General features: G+C 66.2%; 15 protein-coding genes. 12 read left to right on the forward strand and 3 right to left on the reverse strand.

Going from position 1 to position 21,462, the window contains the following annotated elements; genetic code table 11:
• Window positions 1-71: 71 nt before the first annotated feature.
• The 6 genes from ftsZ (at window position 72) to ACTEK7_RS21720 (ending at window position 10,084) form a co-directional block, all read left to right on the forward strand.
• Complete coding sequence (gene ftsZ / locus ACTEK7_RS21695) at window positions 72-1,859, forward strand: cell division protein FtsZ (RefSeq protein WP_074447532.1); 1,788 nt, start codon at window positions 72-74, stop codon at window positions 1,857-1,859.
• Window positions 1,860-2,223: 364 nt separating this feature from the next.
• On the forward strand, window positions 2,224-3,186 hold the full coding sequence (gene lpxC, locus ACTEK7_RS21700) for a UDP-3-O-acyl-N-acetylglucosamine deacetylase (RefSeq protein WP_036028336.1): 963 nt from the start codon (window positions 2,224-2,226) through the stop codon (window positions 3,184-3,186).
• Window positions 3,187-3,429: 243 nt separating this feature from the next.
• The gene (locus ACTEK7_RS21705) at window positions 3,430-4,320 is read left to right on the forward strand and encodes an outer membrane protein assembly factor BamD (protein ID WP_036028334.1); all 891 of its coding nucleotides are present in this window, start codon (window positions 3,430-3,432) and stop codon (window positions 4,318-4,320) included.
• Between the two features lie 13 nt (window positions 4,321-4,333).
• Window positions 4,334-6,007, forward strand: coding sequence for a DNA repair protein RecN (gene recN / locus ACTEK7_RS21710; RefSeq protein ID WP_036003579.1), 1,674 nt, complete (start codon window positions 4,334-4,336; stop codon window positions 6,005-6,007).
• 164 nt (window positions 6,008-6,171) lie between these two features.
• On the forward strand, window positions 6,172-8,325 hold the full coding sequence (gene ligA, locus ACTEK7_RS21715) for an NAD-dependent DNA ligase LigA (protein WP_225146940.1): 2,154 nt from the start codon (window positions 6,172-6,174) through the stop codon (window positions 8,323-8,325).
• Between the two features lie 310 nt (window positions 8,326-8,635).
• Window positions 8,636-10,084: a cell wall hydrolase gene (locus tag ACTEK7_RS21720; protein ID WP_225146941.1), complete on the forward strand. Its 1,449-nt coding sequence runs from the start codon at window positions 8,636-8,638 to the stop codon at window positions 10,082-10,084.
• Window positions 10,085-10,191: 107 nt separating this feature from the next.
• Here the strand turns inward: ACTEK7_RS21720 and nadC are convergent, their stop codons facing one another.
• From nadC to nadA, 3 genes are read right to left on the reverse strand one after another with little or no spacing between them, the layout of a single operon-like run.
• The gene (nadC, locus tag ACTEK7_RS21725) at window positions 10,192-11,070 is read right to left on the reverse strand and encodes a carboxylating nicotinate-nucleotide diphosphorylase (protein ID WP_225146942.1); all 879 of its coding nucleotides are present in this window, start codon (window positions 11,068-11,070) and stop codon (window positions 10,192-10,194) included.
• 10 nt (window positions 11,071-11,080) lie between these two features.
• Window positions 11,081-12,685, reverse strand: coding sequence for an L-aspartate oxidase (locus ACTEK7_RS21730; protein ID WP_225146943.1), 1,605 nt, complete (start codon window positions 12,683-12,685; stop codon window positions 11,081-11,083).
• Between the two features lie 11 nt (window positions 12,686-12,696).
• Window positions 12,697-13,803: a quinolinate synthase NadA gene (nadA, locus tag ACTEK7_RS21735; RefSeq protein ID WP_225146944.1), complete on the reverse strand. Its 1,107-nt coding sequence runs from the start codon at window positions 13,801-13,803 to the stop codon at window positions 12,697-12,699.
• A 349-nt stretch (window positions 13,804-14,152) separates the two neighbouring features.
• Between nadA and ACTEK7_RS21740 the strand changes: the two genes are divergently transcribed.
• From ACTEK7_RS21740 to ACTEK7_RS21765, 6 genes are all read left to right on the forward strand, one after another.
• A complete protein-coding gene (locus ACTEK7_RS21740) occupies window positions 14,153-15,406 on the forward strand; it encodes an MFS transporter (protein WP_225146945.1) in 1,254 nt (417 codons plus the stop codon).
• A 42-nt stretch (window positions 15,407-15,448) separates the two neighbouring features.
• A complete protein-coding gene (gene acuI, locus ACTEK7_RS21745) occupies window positions 15,449-16,435 on the forward strand; it encodes an acrylyl-CoA reductase (NADPH) (RefSeq protein ID WP_225146946.1) in 987 nt (328 codons plus the stop codon).
• A gap of 114 nt (window positions 16,436-16,549) precedes the next feature.
• Window positions 16,550-17,137, forward strand: a complete 588-nt coding sequence (locus ACTEK7_RS21750) for a hypothetical protein (protein WP_225146947.1) — start codon at window positions 16,550-16,552, stop codon at window positions 17,135-17,137.
• A gap of 159 nt (window positions 17,138-17,296) precedes the next feature.
• The gene (locus tag ACTEK7_RS21755; RefSeq protein ID WP_036003604.1) at window positions 17,297-17,542 is read left to right on the forward strand and encodes a DUF6894 family protein; all 246 of its coding nucleotides are present in this window, start codon (window positions 17,297-17,299) and stop codon (window positions 17,540-17,542) included.
• Window positions 17,543-17,742: 200 nt separating this feature from the next.
• Window positions 17,743-19,479 (forward strand): methyl-accepting chemotaxis protein, encoded by a 1,737-nt coding sequence (locus ACTEK7_RS21760; protein WP_225146948.1) that lies wholly within the window; start codon window positions 17,743-17,745, stop codon window positions 19,477-19,479.
• A 256-nt stretch (window positions 19,480-19,735) separates the two neighbouring features.
• The gene (locus tag ACTEK7_RS21765) at window positions 19,736-21,424 is read left to right on the forward strand and encodes a methyl-accepting chemotaxis protein (protein WP_225146949.1); all 1,689 of its coding nucleotides are present in this window, start codon (window positions 19,736-19,738) and stop codon (window positions 21,422-21,424) included.
• Window positions 21,425-21,462 lie beyond the last annotated feature (38 nt).

Raw genomic sequence — 21,462 nt, forward strand, 5'->3', positions numbered from 1 at the left:
TCTTCGATTTTCACCAACTCCCGCGGCCACCGGCCGGGGCGAACCCACGCGCGCGTGATCGAGAGGCAACCATGACCATCAGCATCAATGTTCCTGATATTCACGAACTGAAGCCCCGGATCACCGTGTTCGGCGTCGGCGGCGCCGGCGGCAACGCCGTCAACAACATGATCACGGCGGGCCTGCAGGGCGTCGACTTCGTGGTCGCCAACACCGACGCGCAGGCGCTGACGATGTCGAAAGCGCAGCGCATCGTGCAGATGGGCACGGCCGTCACGCAAGGCCTCGGCGCCGGCTCGCAGCCGAACGTCGGCGCCGCGGCAGCGGAAGAGGTGATCGACGAGCTGCGCGACCATCTCTCGGGCGCCAACATGGTGTTCGTCACCGCAGGCATGGGCGGCGGCACCGGCACGGGTGCAGCTCCCGTCATCGCCAAGACCGCGCGCGACATGGGCATCCTCACCGTCGGCGTGGTGACCAAGCCGTTCCACTTCGAGGGCCAGCGCCGCATGCGCACGGCCGAAGCCGGCATCTCCGAGCTGCACAAGGTCGTGGATACGCTCCTGATCATCCCGAACCAGAACCTGTTCCGGGTCGCCAACGAGAAGACCACCTTCGCTGACGCCTTCGCGATGGCCGACCAGGTGCTCTATTCGGGCGTCGCCTGCATCACCGACCTGATGGTCAAGGAAGGCCTGATCAACCTCGACTTCGCCGACGTCCGCGCCGTCATGCGCGAGATGGGCAAGGCGATGATGGGCACCGGCGAAGCCTCCGGCGACAAGCGCGCGCTGACCGCCGCGGAAGCCGCGATCGCCAACCCGCTGATTGACGACTCGTCGATGAAGGGCGCCAAGGGCCTCCTCATCTCCATCACCGGCGGCAAGGACCTCACTTTGTTCGAGGTCGACGAAGCCGCGACCCGCATCCGCGAGGAAGTCGACCAGGACGCCAACATCATCGTCGGCGCCACCTTCGACGAAGCGCTCGACGGTCTGATCCGCGTCTCGGTGGTCGCCACCGGCATCGAGCAGGCCGCGATCGCCCGCAACAGCCAGGCCACCTCTGCGCCCGTCGCCAACCCGGCACCGCAGATGCAGCAGGCTGCCGCCCCGGCCGCCGCCGCCGAGAGCCGTCTCGCCGACCTGACCGCCCGGCTGCGTGCCGACAATCAGCGTCTGGCCGAGCGCGCTCAGAAGCTGGAAGCCCAGACCCCGGCCGCCGCGCCGGCTCCGGCTGCCGCCGCGCCCCGTCCGAACGTCGAGCGTGCTGCGCTCGCCGCGATCGCCGCTGCCGTTTCCGAGGTGCCGCAGCCGCCCGCGCCACAGACTTATGGCGACGTCACCGTGCGCCCGATCGCGCAGAAGCCGACCCTGTTCCCGGAGGCCGACATGGCCCCGGTCGCGGTGCAGGAGCCGATGACGCCTGATACCTTCATCCCGCCGCAGGCCGAGCGTCCGGCCCGCGCGCCGCGCATGCCGCGAATCGAGGAGCTGCCGATGCCGGCGCAAGCCGAGATTCGGCAGGCCCGCGGCGAGGCTGAGGAGGAGACCCCGCAGAAGACCCGCCTGTCGCTGCTGCAGCGCCTCGCCAATGTCGGCCTCGGCCGTCGCGACGAGGAAAGCGAGCCACCGGTCGCGGCCCGCACCGCCGGTCCCGCCATGCCGCCGCTGCCCGAGCGCAGGCCGCAGAAGACCGTGGCGCAGCAGATCGCGTCCAACGAGCCGGTATCGGAGTATGCCCGCCGTCCCGCGCCGCAGGGTCTGGACGTCCATGGCCGCCCCGCGCCTGTTGCGCCGGCGCCACAGGGTGACGACCATCTTGATATCCCGGCCTTCCTGCGGCGGCAGGCGACCTGAGGATTGTTACAATAAGGCAGACAAAAAAAGGTCCCGGCGAGGAGCTCGCCGGGACCTTTCCTTTTGTCCCGGGCATGTCCGGATTGAGCAGCCAAACAACTGATTTTAAATGATTAATTACGGCTTCGGTGGTTCAGTAGAACTGCCGATAGCGGTCCCGAAACCCGGCGCAATTTGGTTAAGCCTTGGCGCGAATACGGCAGGTTTGGGGTAACAATCGGTAAAAAAGCGTGAGTTGGCGCTGTTTGAGGCTGCAACTATGGTTTGCCGTGACTTGGGGATACGGAGATTCGGTAGCGTCGGCTCTGGCCGGCCAAGCGGGTCTCGTATAAGTCGCAGTGGGTCTTAGTGGGGCGGGTTCCTGATGAAATTTAGCCGGCAAACAACGCTTCGTGCGCAAGCCTCTGTGGCAGGCGTGGGCGTTCATTCCGGTCTTCCTGTCACTCTCACGCTTGGGCCTGCGCCTGTCGACGCGGGTTTTATTTTTGTCCGGACCGGACTTGAGGGAAGTGACCGCGAAGTTCAGGCCACCGCCGAGCAGGTGATTGCGACTGACTTTGCCACCGTCCTCGGCGACCGCAACGGTCCGCTGGTGTCCACCGCCGAGCATGTCCTTGCTGCACTGCGGGGAATGGGTGTCGACAACGCTACCATCGAGATCGACGGTCCCGAAGTCCCGATCATGGACGGCAGCGCCGCCGCCTTCATCGCGGCAATCGACCAGGCCGGCATCGTCACCCAGCCGGCGCAGCGCCGCTTCATCCAGGTTCTGAAGCCGATCTCGGTCAAGATCGGCGACTCCTTCGGCGAGATCAGGCCCCACACCAACGGGTTCCGCGTCGAGGTCGAGATCGATTTCACCAATCCCGTCATCGGCCAGCAGGCTTACGCCTTCGACCTCAATCCGGAAGGTTTCCGCCGCGAAGTCGGCCGGGCTCGGACCTTCGGCCTGATGAACGATGTCGCGCGGCTGTGGAGCGCGGGCTATGCCCTCGGCGCCTCCTTCGACAACACCGTCGTGTTCGATGACGAGCGGCTGCTCAATACCGAAGGCCTGCGCTACGCCGATGAATGCGCCCGTCACAAGGTGCTGGACGTGATCGGCGACCTCTCGCTGGCCGGCCTGCCGCTGCTTGGCGCCTACCGCTCGGTGCGTGGCGGCCACAAGCTCAACCACGCCGTCCTGACGGCGCTGCTCGCCGACCGGACCGCCTGGCGGGTGGTCGAGGGCGAGGCTGCCCGCCGCACCACGCGTGCCGTGGGCGAGGTCGGTCGCGGCATCGTCGGCGGCCGGGTCGCTGCGGCCTTCGGACCGGATGTGTCCTGACGCGGCCTGCCGCCTTCAGAACGCGGTTGGCGGCCCCCCGGGAAACTCCTGGTAACCATGATCGGCTAGCATTGCGGCAGGTTCGCCTTAATCCGGGCGAAATGCCTCCCTATCCGGTTCGTTAACGATCGTTTTCGGATACATCGGCGTGGTCGCATGGCAGGCACCACGGTTACATTTCGCGCCCATGAGGGGTTCGTGGGCTGGCGGACACCGCATCACAGGGCGTCAGGGCTTAAACTCATGTCGGCACAGCGTATGACGCGCGGATATTTCTCGGTCTCGTCGCGAGCCCGCGGGCTGATTCAGGCCGTCACCTTCATCGTTCTTGCGCTGCCGCTCGCCGGATGCGGCACGGGCGCGCTCTGGGACAAGTTCACCGCCAAGGATGACACCTTCGTCGAGGAGCCCGCCGACAAGATCTACAATGAGGGCCTGTACCTCATGAACGAGAAGAAGGACATGAAGGCGGCGAACAAGAAGTTCGAAGAGGTCGACCGCCAGCATCCTTATTCCGACTGGGCCCGCAAGTCGCTGCTGATGTCGGCCTATGCGTCCTATCAGGGCGGCGATTATGACGGTTGCATCGGTGCCGCCACCCGCTACGTCACGCTGCATCCCGGCAGCCCGGATGCGGCCTATGCGCAATACCTGATCGCCGCCTCCCATTACGACCAGATCCCGGACATCAGCCGCGACCAGACCCGCACCGAAAAGGCGATCGCTGCGCTGGAAGAGGTGGTGCGCAAATATCCGAACTCGGAATATGCGACCTCGGCCAAGGCCAAGATCGAGGGCGCGCGCGACCAGCTCGCCGGCAAGGAAATGAATGTCGGCCGCTACTACGCCCAGAAGCGCGACTACACGGCCGCCATCAATCGTTACAAGACCGTCGTGACCCAGTACCAGACCACTCGCCATGTCGAGGAGGCGCTGTTCCGGCTCACCGAGGCCTATATGGCGATCGGCATCGTTGGCGAAGCGCAGACCGCGGCGGCGGTGCTTGGGCACAATTTTCCTGACAGCCGCTGGTACAAGGACGCCTATAATCTTGTAAAATCCGGCGGTCTCGAGCCGAGCGAGAATCAGGGGTCCTGGATCAGCCGGACCTTCAAGAAGATGGGTCTCGGCTAGGAAATTTGGTTCCATGCTGGCGCGTCTGTCGATCCGTGACATCGTCCTGATCGAACGGCTCGATATCGAATTCGCCTCCGGCCTCGCGGTTTTGACCGGCGAGACCGGTGCGGGCAAATCCATCCTGCTCGATGCCTTTGCGCTGGCGCTCGGCGGCCGCGGCGACGCCGGCCTCGTGCGTCACGGCGCGGAGCAGGGGCAGGTCACGGCCGTGTTCGATGTCCCGAAGAATCACCCTGCGACGAAGATACTGGCCGAGAATGGCCTCGACGACACCGGCGAGATGATTCTCCGGCGCGTGCAGCTCGCCGACGGCCGCACCCGCGCCTTCATCAACGACCAATCGATCAGCGTGCAGACGCTGAAGGCGGTCGGCACCGCCCTGGTCGAGATCCACGGCCAGCACGACGAGCGCGCGCTGGTCGATGCCGCCACCCACCGCCGCCTGCTCGACGCTTTTGCCGGCCTCGAGAAGGACGTCGCGGCCGTCGAAGCGCTCTGGGATGCGCGCCGCACCGCCAACACCGCGCTGGAGGAGCATCGCGCCGCCATGGAGCGCGCGGCGCGCGAGGCCGATTATCTGCGCCACGCCTCCGACGAGCTGAAGCAGCTCGCGCCCAAGGACGGCGAGGAAACCGCATTGGCTTCCCGCCGCACCACCATGATGCAGGGCGAGAAGATCGCCTCCGACCTGCGCGAGGCGCAGGAGGCGGTCGGCGGCAATCATTCGCCGGTTGCCGCGCTCTCGGCGGCGGTGCGCCGGCTGGAGCGCCGCGGCGTCAACTCGCCGGCGCTGGTCGAGCCCGCGGTAAAGGCAATCGACGCGGCGATCAACGCGCTGGAGGAGGCCGATCAGCATCTCCAGGCGGCGCTGGCCGCAACTGATTTCGATCCGGCCGAGCTCGAGCGCATCGAGGAACGGCTTTTTGCTTTGCGTGCGGCGTCTCGCAAATATTCGACCCCGGTTGACGGCCTCGCCGCGCTGGCCGCCAAATACGCCGCCGACGTCGTCCTGATCGATGCCGGCGCCTCGCGCTTGAAGAAGCTGGAGCAGGCCGCGATCGAGGCGGACAGCCGCTATGCGGCGGCCGCCAAGAAGCTGTCGCTGGCGCGGCAGAAGTCGGCCGAGAAGCTCAACAAGGCGGTCAATGCCGAGCTTGCCCCGCTCAAGCTCGAACGCGCGAGGTTCATGACCCAGGTCGAGACCGACGAGGCTGCGCCCGGGCCGCAAGGTTTCGATCGCGTCGAGTTCTGGGTGCAGACCAATCCGGGCACCAGACCGGGGCCCTTGATGAAGGTCGCTTCCGGCGGCGAGCTGTCGCGCTTCCTGCTCGCGCTCAAGGTCGTCCTGTCCGACCGCGGCTCGGCGCCGACGCTCGTCTTCGACGAGATCGACACCGGCGTCGGCGGTGCGGTTGCGGACGCCATCGGCGGGCGCCTGGCGCGGCTTGCCGGCAAGGTCCAGGTCATGGCCGTGACCCACGCCCCGCAGGTCGCCGCCCGCGCCGACCAGCACCTGCTCATCTCCAAGGACGCCCTCGACAAGGGCAAGCGCGTCGCCACCCGCGTCAATGCGCTCGCCGCCGACCACCGCCGCGAGGAGATCGCCCGCATGCTCGCCGGCGCCGAGATCACGGCCGAGGCGAGGGCTGCGGCGGAACGGCTGCTCAAGGCGGCGACGGCTTAGGCTTGTGTCCCGGACGCGCGTAGCGCGAGCCGGGACCCAGAATGCCTGCCGCGGCATGGGCCCCGGCTCTGCAGCGCACCGCTGAAGGAGCGCTGCGCTGCGCCCGGGGCACGAGATTTCCACAAGCCTTTACCCTCCCGCCCGCTCCGTCGTATCCAAGCACCATGGCCAGAGCAGCAAAATCCAAAGCAACACCGCTACGCGACGTCGCCGAGCTCACCAAGGCGCAGGCCAAGGTCGAGCATAAGCGGCTCGCCCTCGAGATCGAGGGGCACAACGATCGCTACTATCAGGAGGACGCGCCCACCGTCACCGACGCCGAATACGACGCGCTGCGCCAGCGCCTCAACGCGATCGAGGCGCGTTTTCCCGAGTTCGTCACCGCGGACTCGCCCTCGCAGAAGGTCGGCGCCGCGCCGTCAGGGCGCTTCAAGAAAGTCCCGCATGCCGTGCCCATGCTGTCGCTCGACAACGCCTTTGCGGAGGAGGACGTGCGCGACTTCGTCGGCCGCATCGTGCGCTTCCTGAAGCTCGACGACGACAAGATCGACTTCTCCGCCGAGCCGAAGATCGACGGCCTTTCGATGTCGCTGCGCTACGAGGGTGGCGAGCTCGTCACCGCCGCGACGCGCGGCGACGGTGCGGTTGGCGAGGACGTCACCGCCAACATCCGCACGCTCGAAGACGTGCCGCAGAAGCTGAAGGGCCGCAACATCCCCGACATCTGCGAGGTGCGCGGCGAAGTCTACATGACTAAGAAGGCGTTCCTGGCGCTCAACGAACGGCAGAAGGCGGCAGGCGACACCATCTTCGCCAATCCGCGCAATTCGGCCGCCGGCTCGCTCCGCCAGAAGGACCCGACCATCACCGCCTCCCGTCCGCTCGGGTTCTTCGCCTATGCCTGGGGGCAGATGAGCGCGATGCCGGAAGACACGCAGAGCGGCATGATCGGCTGGTTCGAGCGCTGCGGTTTCAAGACCAATCCGCTCACCAAGCTCTGTCACTCGGTCGAGGAACTGCTCGCCTTTCATCATGCGATCGAGGAGCAGCGCGCGCGGCTCGACTACGACATCGACGGCGTCGTCTACAAGATCGACCGCATCGCCTGGCAGGAGCGGCTCGGCTTCGTCTCGCGCACGCCGCGCTGGGGTATCGCGCACAAATTCCCGGCCGAGCGCGCCATGACGGTGCTGCGGGACATCGAGATCCAGGTCGGCCGCACCGGCTCGTTCACGCCGGTCGGCAAGCTCGAGCCGGTCGGCGTTGGCGGCGTCATCGTGCAGAACGTCACGCTGCACAACGAGGACTACATCAGGGGCATCGGCAACAAGGGCGAGGTGCTGCGCGAGGGGCGCGACATCAGGATCGGTGACACCGTGGTGATTCAGCGCGCCGGCGACGTCATCCCGCAGGTGGTCGACGTCGTCTTCGACAAGCGGCCGAAGAGCGCCAGGGAATTCCACTTCCCGAAGAAGTGCCCGTGTCCGCTGCACACCGACGTCGTGCGCGAGGAGACGGCGACGGGCGAGGAGGGCTCGCGCGCCCGCTGCACCGGCGAGTTCGCCTGTCCCTACCAGAAGATCGAGCATCTGAAGCTGTTCGTGTCGCGGCGGGCCTTCGACATCGACGGCCTCGGCGAGAAGCAGCTCCAGTACTTCTTCGACGAGGGCTGGGTGAAGGAGCCCGCCGACATCTTCACGCTGGAGAAGCGCAACGCAAAACTCAAGCTCGAGGAGATCGAAGGCTACGGCGCGACCTCCGTGCGCAACCTGTTCGGCGCCATCGAGAGCCGGCGCAGAATCGCGCTGGAGCGCTTCATCTTCGCGCTCGGCATGCGCCATGTCGGCGAGACCACGGCGCTGGCGCTGGCGCGCGGCTACGGCTCGTGGGACGCCTTCCATGATGCCTGCCTCAAGGTTGCCAAGGGCGACGAGGAGGCGATCGCGGACATGGACGCGCTCGACCAGATCGGCGACACCGTGATCAGGAGCATCGCCGATTATTTCGGCGAGAGTCACAATCGCGGCATTGTCGAACGCCTGACCAAGGAGGTCGAGATCGTCGACGCCGAGAAGCCGAAGAGCAATTCGGCCGTCGCCGGCAAGACCGTGGTGTTCACGGGCTCGCTGGAGAAGATGACACGGGATGAAGCCAAGGCGACGGCCGAGCGGCTCGGGGCCAAGGTGTCGGGCTCGGTTTCGAAAAAGACCGATCTCGTCGTCGCGGGCCCCGGCGCCGGCTCGAAGCTCGCGGACGCCAACAAGCACGGCGTCAAGGTGCTGACCGAAGACGAGTGGTTGAAGCTGATCGCCGAGTGAGGGGCGCGTTGGCCCCTCGCAACCGTCGTCATCGCACAGGCGCTCCCCCAACAGCTTCCCGTGATGGTACGCGGGGGCGCAAGAGTTCCTTCACCATTCGCGTTGACCCGATGTTTACCGCTTCACGTGAGGCCGCATTTACCAATGCGCGACGTCGCCCCGTGAAAACACCTGCATTCGCTTGAGTGTGCCGCCTGCGCAACGCCGATTAACGCCCCGGCAACCTAAATTAGATACTCACAATAAAGATCGAATTGCACGGATGTACTGAGTTCGATCGAACCAGCGTAAGCGTAGCGTGAGCGTATCGATGTCTGTGTTGCGTAACCATCCGAAGGGCGCGCGGTTCGCGTCCTTCGGCATCGGTCTCTGCATCTTCGCATTGATGCCGAGAGAGACCGGCTATCAGGACATTGCCTCGTTGCTGGCGCGCCAACCCGGCGTCGCCGAGCGGTGGCAGAAGCAGGTGTTCTCCGCTGCGTCCTCGATCCAGCTTGCCACCTACAGTTTTTCCCGCCCCATCGGCACCTCGGTTCCGCAGAGCGCGATGGTTCGGCTCGCGAGCCTCGACGGCGGCGACGTCACCGGCGCGATCCGCCGCAATCCGGCGCTTCAGGCACCGCCGCGCTACCACGCATCCGACTTTCCCAAGGTCGATCGCGCCCTGAAGGGCGATCGCCTCGCAATCGTCCCGCCGACTCAGTCGCCTGAGACGGCCGCGCCGGCTGCAGTGCCGGCCAAGGAAGATCCCGCGACCTCGAACAGCTCGGTGTTCGGCGCCAAGACCGCCGCATTGCCGCCGGCGATGTCGCCGGAATCCGCGGCCCCGCTCGATCCCGAGCTGCAGGAGGCGATGCGCGCGCCGCCGCTGCCGCAATATTCCAATCCGCCGCAGGCGAGCGAGGCTGCGCGCGCGTTCGCGGTGCAGCCGCTAGAAGCGCTGAAGCGCGCCACGGCGCCGGCTGTTCCCGCGCGCGATCCTTTCAGCGTCAAGACATCGAGCCTGTTCTTCGGCAGCTCCTCGCTGGGCGGCAATCTCGAGACCATCGAGAGCTGGCAGCCCGGCGCCGAGCCGCTGATCGTGATGCCCGACCCCGACATGAAGGTGACGGCCTCGCTGACCCCGCCGACGGCGGAGATCGCCAAGGACATCGAGAGCGGCGAGAGCGTCGCGCCGAAGGGCGAGGTCAACGCCGACAACCAGCGCGGCAAGTCGCCGGCGGAGCGACTCGCGCTCGACGACAAGTCGCGCGCCAAGTCCGAGAAGTGTCTTGCCGAAGCCGTCTATTTCGAGGCCCGCGGCGAAGCCGTGCGCGGCCAGATTGCGGTGGCGCAAGTGGTGATGAACCGCGTCTTCTCCGGCAAATATCCCGACACCGTATGCGGCGCGGTCTACCAGAACAAGCACCGTCACCTGGCCTGCCAGTTCACCTTCGCCTGCGACAACAATGCCGACGTGATCCGCGAGCCCGAAATGTGGGAGCGCGCCAAGAAGATCTCCAAGGCGATGCTCGACGGACAGATCTGGCTGCCCGAGGTCGGCAAGTCCACGCACTATCACGCCTACTGGGTGCGCCCGTCCTGGGTCGCCGAGATGAAGAAGCTGTACAAGACCGGCGTGCACACCTTCTATCGGCCGCGCAACTGGGGCGACGGCAGCGAGTTGCCGAGCTGGGGCACGCCGGCGCAAACCGCCGCGCTCTCCGCCGCGCTCGCGCAGGAAGCCAAGAGCTCCGCGGAGTTGGGCGAGCGGCGGTAGCGCCTACAAGTGATCGTCATGCCCGGGCTTGTCCCGGGCATCCACGTTCTTCGTAACGCATGACGTTGATGGCCGGGACAAGCCCGGCCATGACGCGAGAGGTGCCATCACGCCTCGATGTCCAGCGCACAATCGAAATTCGGCGCAGAATGCGTCAGGGCGCCGGCCGACGCATAGTCGACGCCGGTGGCCACGATGGCGGCGATCGTGTCCAGCGTGACGCCGCCGGACGCCTCCAGCGCGACGCGGCCCGCGTTGAGCCTCACCGCCTCGCGCAGCGTCGCAAGGTCCATATTATCGAGCAGCACCGCATCGGCCATCCCGCTCTCGAGCACCTCGCGCAGCTGCGCCAGCGTGTCGACCTCGATCTCGATCTTGACGAGATGGCCGGCATGGGCGCGGGCGCGCTCCAGCACCGGGCGGATGCCGCCGGCCACCGCAATGTGGTTGTCCTTGATCAGGATCGCATCGTCGAGCCCGAAGCGGTGGTTGAAGCCGCCGCCGCAGCGCACCGCGTATTTCTCCAGCGCCCGCAATCCCGGCGTGGTCTTGCGCGTGCAGCAGATGCGCATCCTGGTGCCTTCGGTGCGGGCGACATAGTCCGCGGTGAGCGTGGCGATGCCCGACAGCCGGCCGACGAAGTTCAACGCGGTGCGCTCCGCCGTGAGAATGGCGCGCGCCGGGCCCGAGATCGTCAGCACGTGCTGGCCGCGCGCAACCCGCGCGGCATCGCGGACATGTGCGCGCACCTCGATCTCGGGCGAAAGCTTCTGCAAGGTCGCGAGCGCCAGCGGCAATCCGGCGATCACGCCGGACTGGCGCGCGACCAGAAGAGCTTGCGCGCGCGTCGCCTCCGGGATCGTCGCGAGCGAGGTGATGTCGCCGGCGCGGCCGAGATCCTCGTCGAGCGCGCGCTCAACGGCCGCCTCGATCGCGAGCGGAGAGAGGAAGGCATCGGGATAGAGCAGTGAGGTCGGGGTGATCATGGGGCCTCCTTCAGGCGATCATGGATTGCGCAATGCGGGGCCGCGGGCGCTCGTCGAGGCTCTCCGCGACCTCGCGCGCCGCGGCGAGTGTGGTCATCGTTCTCTGCGCCAGCGCTGGGTTCTCGGCCGGATGATCGGAACGGCAATGCGCACCGCGGCTTTCGCGCCGCGTCCAGGCCGCAGCGGCGACGAGCAGGGCCGAAATCGCCATGTTGCCGAGGACGCTGCGTCCGGCCTCGCGCTCGAGCCTGACGAAATGGCGCACGGCTTGCGCAAGCCCATCACCGTCGCGGATCACGCCGACATGCGCGCTCATCATTGCGCGCAGCCGCTTCACCTCCGCAGCATCCGGCGTGCCGGCGCGTGGTGTCACCAAAGACTCGGGAAGGCGTGCCGGCGGGGGCACAGTGCGGCCGGCGATGTCGTCGGCAATGCGGGCGGCATAGACGACGGCTTCGAGCAGGGAATTCGAGGCAAGCCGGTTGGCGCCATGCGCGCCCGTGGAGGAGACTTCTCCGGCGGCCCAGAGACCGTCGATCGAGCTGCGACCGCGCGCGTCCACCGCGATGCCGCCCATGTGGTAATGCGCGGCCGTCGCGATCGGAATCGGTTGCGTCGCGGGATCGATGCCGGCGGCGATGCAGCTCGCATGCACGGTCGGAAAACTCGTCGCGAAACGCGCGCCCAGCGCCTGTCGCGCATCGAGGAAGGCGCCGCGCCCGGCCGCGATCTCGGCGAACACGCCGCGGGCCACGATATCGCGGGGCGCGAGCTCCGCGAGCGGGTGGCGGGCGCTCATGAAGCGCTCGCCGTTGCCATTGATCAGCGTTGCCCCTTCGCCGCGCAGCGCTTCGGTGGCGAGCGGTGCCGGGTCGCGGCCGACCATGATGGCGGTCGGGTGGAACTGCACGAATTCAGGATCGGCAATCACGGCGCCGGCGCGGGCGGCGATCGCAAGGCCCGAGCCGCTCGCTTCCGACGGGTTGGTGGTGACGGCGTAGAGATGGCCGAGCCCACCTGTCGCAAGCACGACCGCGCGTGAGGCGAGCACGAGCGGCCGTGCCGCAGGATTGCCGGCCTCGCGCAATTGAAGCCCAGTGACCGCGCCGTCCTCGGTCAGCAGTGCTTCGGCGACGAAGCCTTCCATCAGGCGGATTGAGGGCGTGCGGCGCACGGCCTCGCTCAAGGCCGCGATGATCGCGGCGCCGGCGCCATCGCCGCGCACATGCACGATGCGGCGCGCCGAATGCGCAGCTTCGCGTCCGACGGCGAGCTTGCCGTCGAGATCGCGATCGAACGGAACGCCATAGGCGAGAAGATCGTGGATGCGCGGCGCCGCCTCGCGCGCGATCCCGAGCGCGACGGCTGCATCGACGAGGCCGCCGCCGACCGCGACGGTATCGGCAGCGTGTGCCTCCGGCGTATCGCCTTCGGCCATTGCTGCGGCGATGCCGCCTTGCGCCCACGCCGAGGACGCGCCGCGCCCGAGCGGTGCCGCCGAGATCAAGGCCACCGGCCGCGGCGCGAGCTTCAGCGCGCAGAACAGTCCGGCAAGGCCGCCGCCGACGATGACGACGTTGTCGGTGCTGGCGAGGTCGTGGATGTCGTGTTGCATGTTACTCGCCCTCAATTTCTCAGATTGATCATCCGCTCGACCGAGTGCCGCGCGCGTTCCGCGAGCGCGGGGTCGATCGTCACCTCCTCGCGAAGCGTCAGCAGGCTTTCCAGGATGTTGGCGAGCGTGATGCGCTTCATGTGCGGGCAGAGATTGCAGGGGCGAAGCATCTCCACGTCGGGCAGCTCGGCCCGGACATTATCGGCCATCGAGCATTCCGTGATCATGACGAGCCGCCGCGGCCGCTTTGCCCGCACCCAGTTGATCATGTGCGCGGTCGAACCGGTGAAGTCGGCTTCCGCCAGCACGTCCGGCGGGCATTCCGGATGCGCGATGATCTGCACGGACGGATCGGCCTCGCGAAAGCTCCGCAGCTCTTCGCCCGTGAAGCGCTCATGCACCTCACAGGCGCCTTTCCAGGCGATGATCTTCACGTCGGTCTTCGACGCCACGTAAGTGGCGAGGTATCGGTCGGGCAGGAAGATCACGGTCGGGGCGTTCAGGCTCTCGACCACCTGCACCGCGTTCGAGGACGTGCAGCAGATGTCGACCTCGGCCTTCACCTCCGCCGAGGTGTTGACATAGGCGACAACAGGCACGCCGGGGAACTTCTCCCGCAGCAGCCGCACGTCCGCACCGGTGATGCTGGCGGCGAGCGAGCAGCCCGCGCGCGAATCAGGGATCAAGACGGTCTTGTCCGGATTGAGCAGCTTCGAGGTCTCCGCCATGAAGTGCACGCCGCATTGGACGATGATGTCGGCCTTCACCTTGGTGGCTTCGACCGCGAGCTGGAGCGAGTCGCCGCCGATATCGGCGACGCAGTGGAAGATCTCCGGGGCCTGGTAGTTGTGAGCGAGAATGACCGCGCGCCGCGCGCGCTTGAGCTCGTTGATCGCGTGAATCGTCGGCGCCATCAGCGGCCATTCGATCGACGGGATCACGTGCTTGACGCGGTCATAGAGCGGCGCGGTGGCGCGTTCGACCGCCGGCGACCATTCCAGGGACGGCATCGGCCATGTCGGTCCCGGAGGCACCGGGACGGCGCGCGGCGAGGCGGTGGATTGGCCTTGCGGCCGGTTGGCAAAGTCGTCGGGACCGTAAATTGCAGTGATCGGCATTGAAGCCTCCCAAGTGTGGCCATTATGCGTGGCATTATGCTCAGTTTGAGAATATATGGGGCCCGAGAAATCCGGCCAGGAGGCCGGGCGAACGTCGCTGTGGTCGGCATATGCTCAACCTGAGTAGATCGAACATAGCACGCGTCGCTGCTTGCCGCTAGGGCCTGCCCGCACACATTCCCGTCACTGCGCGCCTGCCAGGCGAGGCCAGATTGAAATGCAATGCTCCCGCGTCAGCTCTTCGTGGAATGCAATCGTTTTTGCCTTGGGATTTTCATGCATATGCATTAAACGGGCTGTCCCGCGGCTGCTGATTTGCGGCTCCGCCAAGGACAAGACGAGGACAACCATGTCGACACAGATCGGCGAGCTCGCTCCGGCCTCGCGCTCCTCCAACTGGCGTACCCCGGCCGTCATCATCCTCTGTGGTTGTGCCATCGGCATGCTCGGTTTCGGTCCGCGCTCGGCGCTCGGCTTCTTCGTGCAGCCGATGAGTCACGAATTCAGCTGGGGCCGTGACGTGTTCGGCCTCGCCATCGCCGTGCAGAATCTGTTGTGGGGACTGGGCCAGCCGTTCGCCGGTGCGGTCGCGGATCGCTTCGGCCTGTTCCGGGTGATGTGCGTCGGCGCGCTGCTCTATGCCGGCGGGCTGCTGTTGATGCGCTATTCCTCCACGCCGCTGTCGCTCAACATCGGCGCCGGGGTGATGATCGGCTTTGGCCTCGCCGGCTGTTCGTTTAATCTGGTTCTGTCGGCCTTCACCAAGCTCTTGCCCGCGGAGAAGCGCGGCATCGCGCTCGGCGCCGGCACGGCCGCGGGCTCATTCGGGCAGTTCCTGTTCGCACCGATCGGCGTTGCCTTGATCGACAATTTCGGCTGGCAGCAGGCGCTCTCCGTGTTCGGCTTCCTGATGCTGCTGATCATCCCGCTCTCGCTGGCGCTCTCGACGCCGCCGGTGACAAGCGTGAACAGCGCAACGCCCGCGGATGACCAGACCATCACCAAGGCGCTTGCCGAAGCTTTCGGTCATCGCTCCTACGTGCTCCTGGTGCTGGGCTTCTTCACCTGCGGCTTTCAGCTCGCCTTCATCACCGTGCATCTGCCGGCGTTCCTGGTCGATCGCGGTATCATCGCACAAACCGGCGGCTGGGTGATCGCGGCGATCGGCCTGTTCAACATCATCGGATCGCTCAGCGTGGGGTATCTCCAGAACTACCTTCCCAAGCGCTACATCCTCTCGGCCATCTACTTCACGCGCGCGCTGGCGATCCTCGCTTTCATCTCGTTCCCGATCACGCCGTTCTCGGCGATCGCGTTCGGTGCAATCTCCGGCCTGACCTGGCTGTCGACGGTGCCGCCGACCTCGGCGCTGGTGGCGCTGATGTTCGGAACGCGCTGGCTCGCGACGCTCTACGGCTTTGCCTTCGTCAGCCATCAGGTAGGTGGCTTCCTCGGCGTCTGGCTCGGGGGCATCGTGTTCGAAAAGTTCGGGTCCTACACGCCGATCTGGTGGCTCTCGATCCTGTTCGGCGTGCTCTCGGCGCTGATCAATCTTCCAATCGTCGAGAAACCGGTCCAGCGGGTGGTTGCGCAGCCAGCCTGATCAGCTAAACATCCCCGACAAACAAAGTCAGGGAGTTCAGTCGTGGCCACATTCAACGCTGTCAGGATCGACAAGGCGGACAAGGGCACCACCGCGCAGCTCGCGCAGTTCGACGAAACCGAGCTGATGGAGGGCGACGTCACCGTCCGTGTCGAATGGTCGACGCTGAACTACAAGGACGGCCTTGCGCTCACCGGCAAGGCGCCGGTGGTGCGCCGCTTCCCGATGATCGCCGGCATCGATTTCGCCGGCACGGTCGAAGCCTCCTCGCATCCACAGTGGAAGGCGGGCGACAAGGTCGTTTGCACCGGCTGGGGCATGGGCGAGACCCATCTCGGCGCCTATGCCGAGAAGGCGCGGGTGAAGGGCGACTGGCTGGTCGCTCTTCCGCAAGGGCTATCGGCGCGCGACGCCATGGCGATCGGCACCGCCGGCTTCACCGCGATGCTCTCGGTGCTGGCGCTGGAGAAGCACGGCATCTCGCCGAAGAGCGGCCCGGTCGTGGTGACGGGCGCTGCCGGCGGCGTCGGCTCGGTCGCGATCGCCGTGCTCTCGAAGCTCGGCTACCACGTCATCGCTTCGACCGGCCGGGCCTCCGAGGCCGACTACCTGAAGCAGCTGGGGGCTGCCGAGATCATCGATCGCAATGAATTGTCGGCCCCGGCAAAACCCCTCGCCAAGGAGCGCTGGGCCGGCGGCGTCGACAGCGTCGGCTCGACCACCCTCGCCAACCTGCTCTCGATGACGAAATATGGCGGCGCGATCGCGGCCTGCGGCCTGGCCGCCGGCATGGACCTGCCGTCCTCGGTGGCGCCGTTTATTTTGCGCGGAGTGTGCCTTCTCGGCATCGATTCGGTGATGTGCCCGATCGAGCCCAGGAAGGCCGCCTGGCAGCGCTTGGCCTCCGACCTGGACCGAACAAAACTCTCTGAAATTACTGAGGAAATTTCGCTCGACGAGGTTCAGGGCTGGGGCGCGAAAATCCTCGCCGGCCAGGTTCGCGGCCGCGTCGTGGTAAAAATTGTCTGACGGCGTTCAGACTTTACCAACCAAGCTGCTTCAATCTCGCCATGGTTCGTATGGTAAGCAGCGGGTAAAGAGATAAAGGCATCGCCCGCTGCGGGGGTTGGTTCGGAGTTGAGCATGCTTGCGCGTATTGTGTTGGGGGCTGTCACGGCGGCAGCGACGTTTGCGCCGGCCATCGCTGGAAGCATGAACGCCGACGAGGCGCGCCGCTTCGTGGCCGGCAAGGTGTTCGCCTTCACCTGTTTCGACGGCACCCGCGGTGCAGGCCGCATCCTGGACGATCTCGGCGCCGCCGGTGCGGTGCAATTCTCGGGCGCAGGCCCGGTCAAGCACCTCCGACTTCCCGGCAATACGCTCCAGATCCGCGGCCAGAACGTTTGCGCCTCGATCAAGGGCATTCCGTTCGAGCCCTGTTTCAACCTCGAAAAGACCGACGATCGCAGCTTCCGCGGCTCGGTGTCGGGCATGGGCTTCGCCTATTGCGACTTCCGTCACCAGGGCGGCAACCAAATGCTGATGGCGCGCGCTGCAGCGCGGCCGCGCTCGCTGCACCGACCGGAGCACACCGGTACGGTCGCCGCGTCGAACACCGAGGTTGCCGCGCGCGTCGAGACGCCGCGTGTCGAGGGCAGCCGGCTCGAGCCGGTGAAGTCCGAGCCGGCGAAGAACGAGGGACCGCTGGAGCTGCGCCGCTCCACGCAGTGAGCTCGCCTGCGCGGGACAACCCGCGCCATTAATCGTCGAAGACATCGAACACGAAGCCGCCCGCGCCGTAGTCATACGGACGGCGGCTTTCATGCCTTGGTAGCTGTTCGGGCCGCAGTTTGCGCGCGCCGGGGGGCGGTCCCACGCAAGGGTTCAACCATGTCGCTCTATTTCTTCCGCATCAGCACCGGCCGTTATTCCGGCGCCGCCGACCTGCCGTACGAGTTCGAGGATCGCGCAGCCGCCTGGACCGAGATGACCGAGGTGTGCGCCAATCTGCTCAGCGGCATCGCGCGCGGCCTGAAGCCGAACGCCGAGTGGTGCATGGAGCTGCTCGATGAGGACAAGCAGCCGGTCTTTCGAATCAGCCTCGTCGGCGAGGCCATCGGATGTAAAGCGTCCTAGCTCCGACTTGAAGCTGCAATTTACAACTATGACGGGATCGTTTCCTTTCGCGCTCAATCATTTAGCGTGCAAAGTCAGTATTTCTGCGAGGGATTTCGTTAACCAAATCGGAATGTGAGAAGCTCATTTTTTGGGCAATGGCGCAGTCAGGGGAAGCCGACAATGACTCGGCTGCGCGTTCCTTCGGGGGAAGCATGCCCATGTTGAGCCTAGTTCAGAATCTGAGGATCGGGACCAAGCTGGCGATTGCGTCGGCGCTCGGTGTGCTCCTGGTTGGGGCCATGATTGCAAGCCAGATGCTCGGCAATGCGGGAATTCGCGAGAGCAGCCAGAGCGCGCTTGCGCAGCAGCAGATCGCGCGCGACGCAGTCAAGGCCGAGGCTGCGGTTCGCGGCATGCAGCTCGCGGTACGAGACCTTCGTCTTGCCAATAGCCCGGCTGACATTCAGAAGGCCGTCCAGAATCTGGGCGAGCGGCAAAAATCGACGAATGCGCTGGTCGATGAAATGCTGAAGCTTTCTCACGAGGCGGAGAACCGCGCTCGGATGGAGAAACTGAGATCGCTGGCGGCGAATTACGAAAAGGCCGCGCAGCAGATCGCCGGCGTGCGCGGCGAAGCCCTGGCCGCCAGCGGTGCAGACGGAGCGGCCCGCGCTGCGAAGCTCAATGAAGACGTCGTTCGCATCGCACGCGAGGTGACCCTGCCGATTGCCGGCGAGCTCGACGTGCTGATCGGCCAGATCGCCGACTACGCAAGGCACAAATCCGAGGAGAAGAATGCCGCGGCGGCGGCACAAATGAGATCGAGCGAGCAGCTTGCAATCCTGGTCGGCGCACTCGCCATGCTCGTCCTCGTCGGCTCCTGGCTGATGTCGTTCCTGACCATCGCGCGGCCGATCCGTGCGCTCACGGTCGCCATGGACAAGCTCGCCGGCGGCGATTTCTCCGTGGTTCTGCCCGGTCTCGGCCGCAAGGACGAGGTCGGCGGCGTCGCGGCGGCCGTTGAAAAGTTCAAGGTCGTGTCGGAGCAGAAGGCGCGCGAGGACGCCGAAGCCAAGATCAGGCAGGACCAGATTGCGTCCGCGCAGCGCAAGGCCGAGATGCACAAGCTGGCTGACAGCTTCGAAGCCGCGATCGGTGAGATCGTCGATACCGTGTCCTCGGCCGCGACCGAGCTGGAAGCTTCCGCCTCGACGCTGACCGCGACCGCGGCGCGCGGCCAGGAGCTCACGACCATGGTTGCTGCCGCTTCCGAGGAAGCGTCCACCAACGTGCAGTCGGTCGCGTCGGCGACCGAAGAGCTGTCGTCGTCGATCACCGAGATCAGCCGGCAGGTGCAGGAATCCGCCCGCGTCGCCGGCGATGCGGTGAACCAGGCTCGCACCACGACCGATCGCGTCGGGGAGCTCTCCGCTGCTGCGGCGCGGATCGGCGACGTGGTCGAGCTGATCAACACCATCGCCGGCCAGACCAATCTCCTGGCGCTCAATGCAACCATCGAGGCCGCGCGCGCCGGCGAGGCAGGCCGCGGCTTTGCCGTCGTCGCTTCGGAGGTCAAGGCGCTTGCCGAGCAGACGGCGAAGGCGACCGGCGAGATCGGCCAGCAGATCGCCAGCATCCAGACCGCCACCGAGCATTCGGTTGGCGCGATCAAGGACATCAGCCACACCATCGAGAAGCTGTCGGAGATCTCCTCGACCATCGCAGCCGCGGTGGAAGAGCAGGGGGCCGCAACGCAGGAGATCTCCCGCAACGTGCAGCAGGCGGCGACGGGCACCCATCAGGTGTCGTCCAACATCACCGACGTGCAGCGCGGCGCGAGCGAGACCGGTTCGGCATCCTCGCAGGTGTTGGGCGCCGCGCAATCGCTGTCCGGCGACAGCAACCGGCTGAAGCTCGAAGTCGGAAAGTTCCTCGATACCGTCCGCGCGGCCTGACACGTGCCTTTGCGTCCGCATCGTAACGGGAGATGCCGGTGCGGCTGCAACAGAGAGTTGCAGCGAACCACGATCGCTGCGCACGAGCCGTATTTTTACGTAGCCTCCTGTTAACGCCTGTTTGCGATTATGGGCGCAATCCTTCGGGAAAAGAACCAGCCAGCATTGTTGAACTGACCTTCGCCCGGGTCGTCCGTCGTGACGTCTGCGGCGCAGGTGATGTGCGCGTTGCCGGGTAATCATCGGGATTGTCGTGATGTCGAAGTTGTCGATCGTCTTCAAGCTGCTGACCGTGCTGTCGGTCCTCGTGCTCTCGCTCGCCGGCGTCGGCGTGACGGCGATCGGCACGATGCAGAACATCAACGCCCATACGGTCGAGATCGCGCAGGGCTGGTTGCCGAGCGTGCGTGCGCTCGGCTCGATGCGTGCTGACATCAACGAGCTCCGCGTCGCGCTGCGTCTGCACCTGATGCAGGATACTGCCGAAGGCAAGGAGGCCGCCGAGAAGCGCCTGGCAGGCTTGCGCGAACGGATCGAGAAGACCCGCAAGATCTACGAGCCGCTGATCACGCGCGCAGAAGAGCGCTCGCTCTACGAGCAATGGACGAAGGCCTGGGCCGAGTACCTGAACGGCGTGCAGGATGTAATGGCGCTGTCGCGTAAGAGCGTCGGCCGCTTCCCGACCGATGCCAACGAGATGTTGCAGACCAAGGTCGCGAAGATGGCTCAGGCCGCCGATCCGCTGCTGCAGAAGGGCATCGAAATGAACAATCAGGGCGCCGAGCTGGAGACCAAGCAGGCCGCCGACAGCTACGCTACGATCTTCCGTGTGCTGGTCGGGATCATCGTGGCCTCCGTCGTGATCGCGATCGCGGCCGCCTACTATCTCGTGCGCGACGTCTCGCGCGGCATCGCTTCGATCATCCGCCCGATGCAGTCGCTCGGCGAGGGCGACCTTGCGGTGGAGGTGCCGCATCGCGGCGAGAAGACCGAGATCGGCTCGATGGCGGATGCGCTCCAGATCTTCAAGGAGGCGCTGATCGCCAAGAAGGCGGCCGACGCTGCGGCGGCGCGCGACGCCGAGGCCAAAATCGAACGCGGCCGACGTGTCGATGCCATCACCCGCAATTTCGAGGTCATGATCGGGGAGGTCGTCGAGACCGTGTCGTCGGCCTCGACCGAGCTCGAGGCCTCCGCGGCGACGCTGAGCGGCACCGCGCAGCGCGGCCAGGAGCTCGCAACCGTCGTTGCGGCGGCGTCGGAAGAAGCTTCCACCAACGTCCAGGCGGTGGCCTCGGCCTCCGAGGAGCTGTCGTCCTCTATCACCGAGATCAGCCGCCGCGTGCAGGATTCGGCGCGGATGGCAGCGGAAGCGGTCGAGCAGGCGGCGCGGACCAACGAGCGCGTCAACGCGCTGTCGCAGGCGGCCGCCCGCATCGGCGACGTCGTCGAGCTCATCAACACCATCGCGGGCCAGACCAACCTGCTGGCGCTGAACGCGACCATCGAGGCGGCGCGCGCGGGCGAAGCCGGCCGCGGCTTTGCCGTCGTCGCCTCCGAGGTCAAGGCACTGGCCGAGCAGACCGCGAAAGCGACCGGCGAAATCGGGGCGCAGGTCTCGGGCATCCAGGCGGCGACGCAAGAATCCGTCAACGCCATCCAGGAGATCGGCGGCACCATCGAGCGGCTGTCGGAGGTGTCCGCGGCGATCGCCGCCGCCGTCGAGGAGCAGGGCGCGGCCACGCAGGAGATTTCGCGCAACGTTCAGCAGGCCTCGCTCGGCACGCAGGAAGTGTCGTCCAACATCACCAACGTGCAGCGCGGTGCGATCGAGACCGGCTCGGCCTCGAGTGAAGTGCTGTCGGCGGCGAAGTCGCTGGCGACCGACAGCACCCGCCTGAAGGTCGAGGTCGCGCAGTTCCTGGAATCGGTCCGCGCGGCGTAGAGGCACCCCGCTCGATCGTTGTTGACCTCTCCCCGCTG

Source organism: Bradyrhizobium sp. JHI2711, from assembly GCF_056156565.1.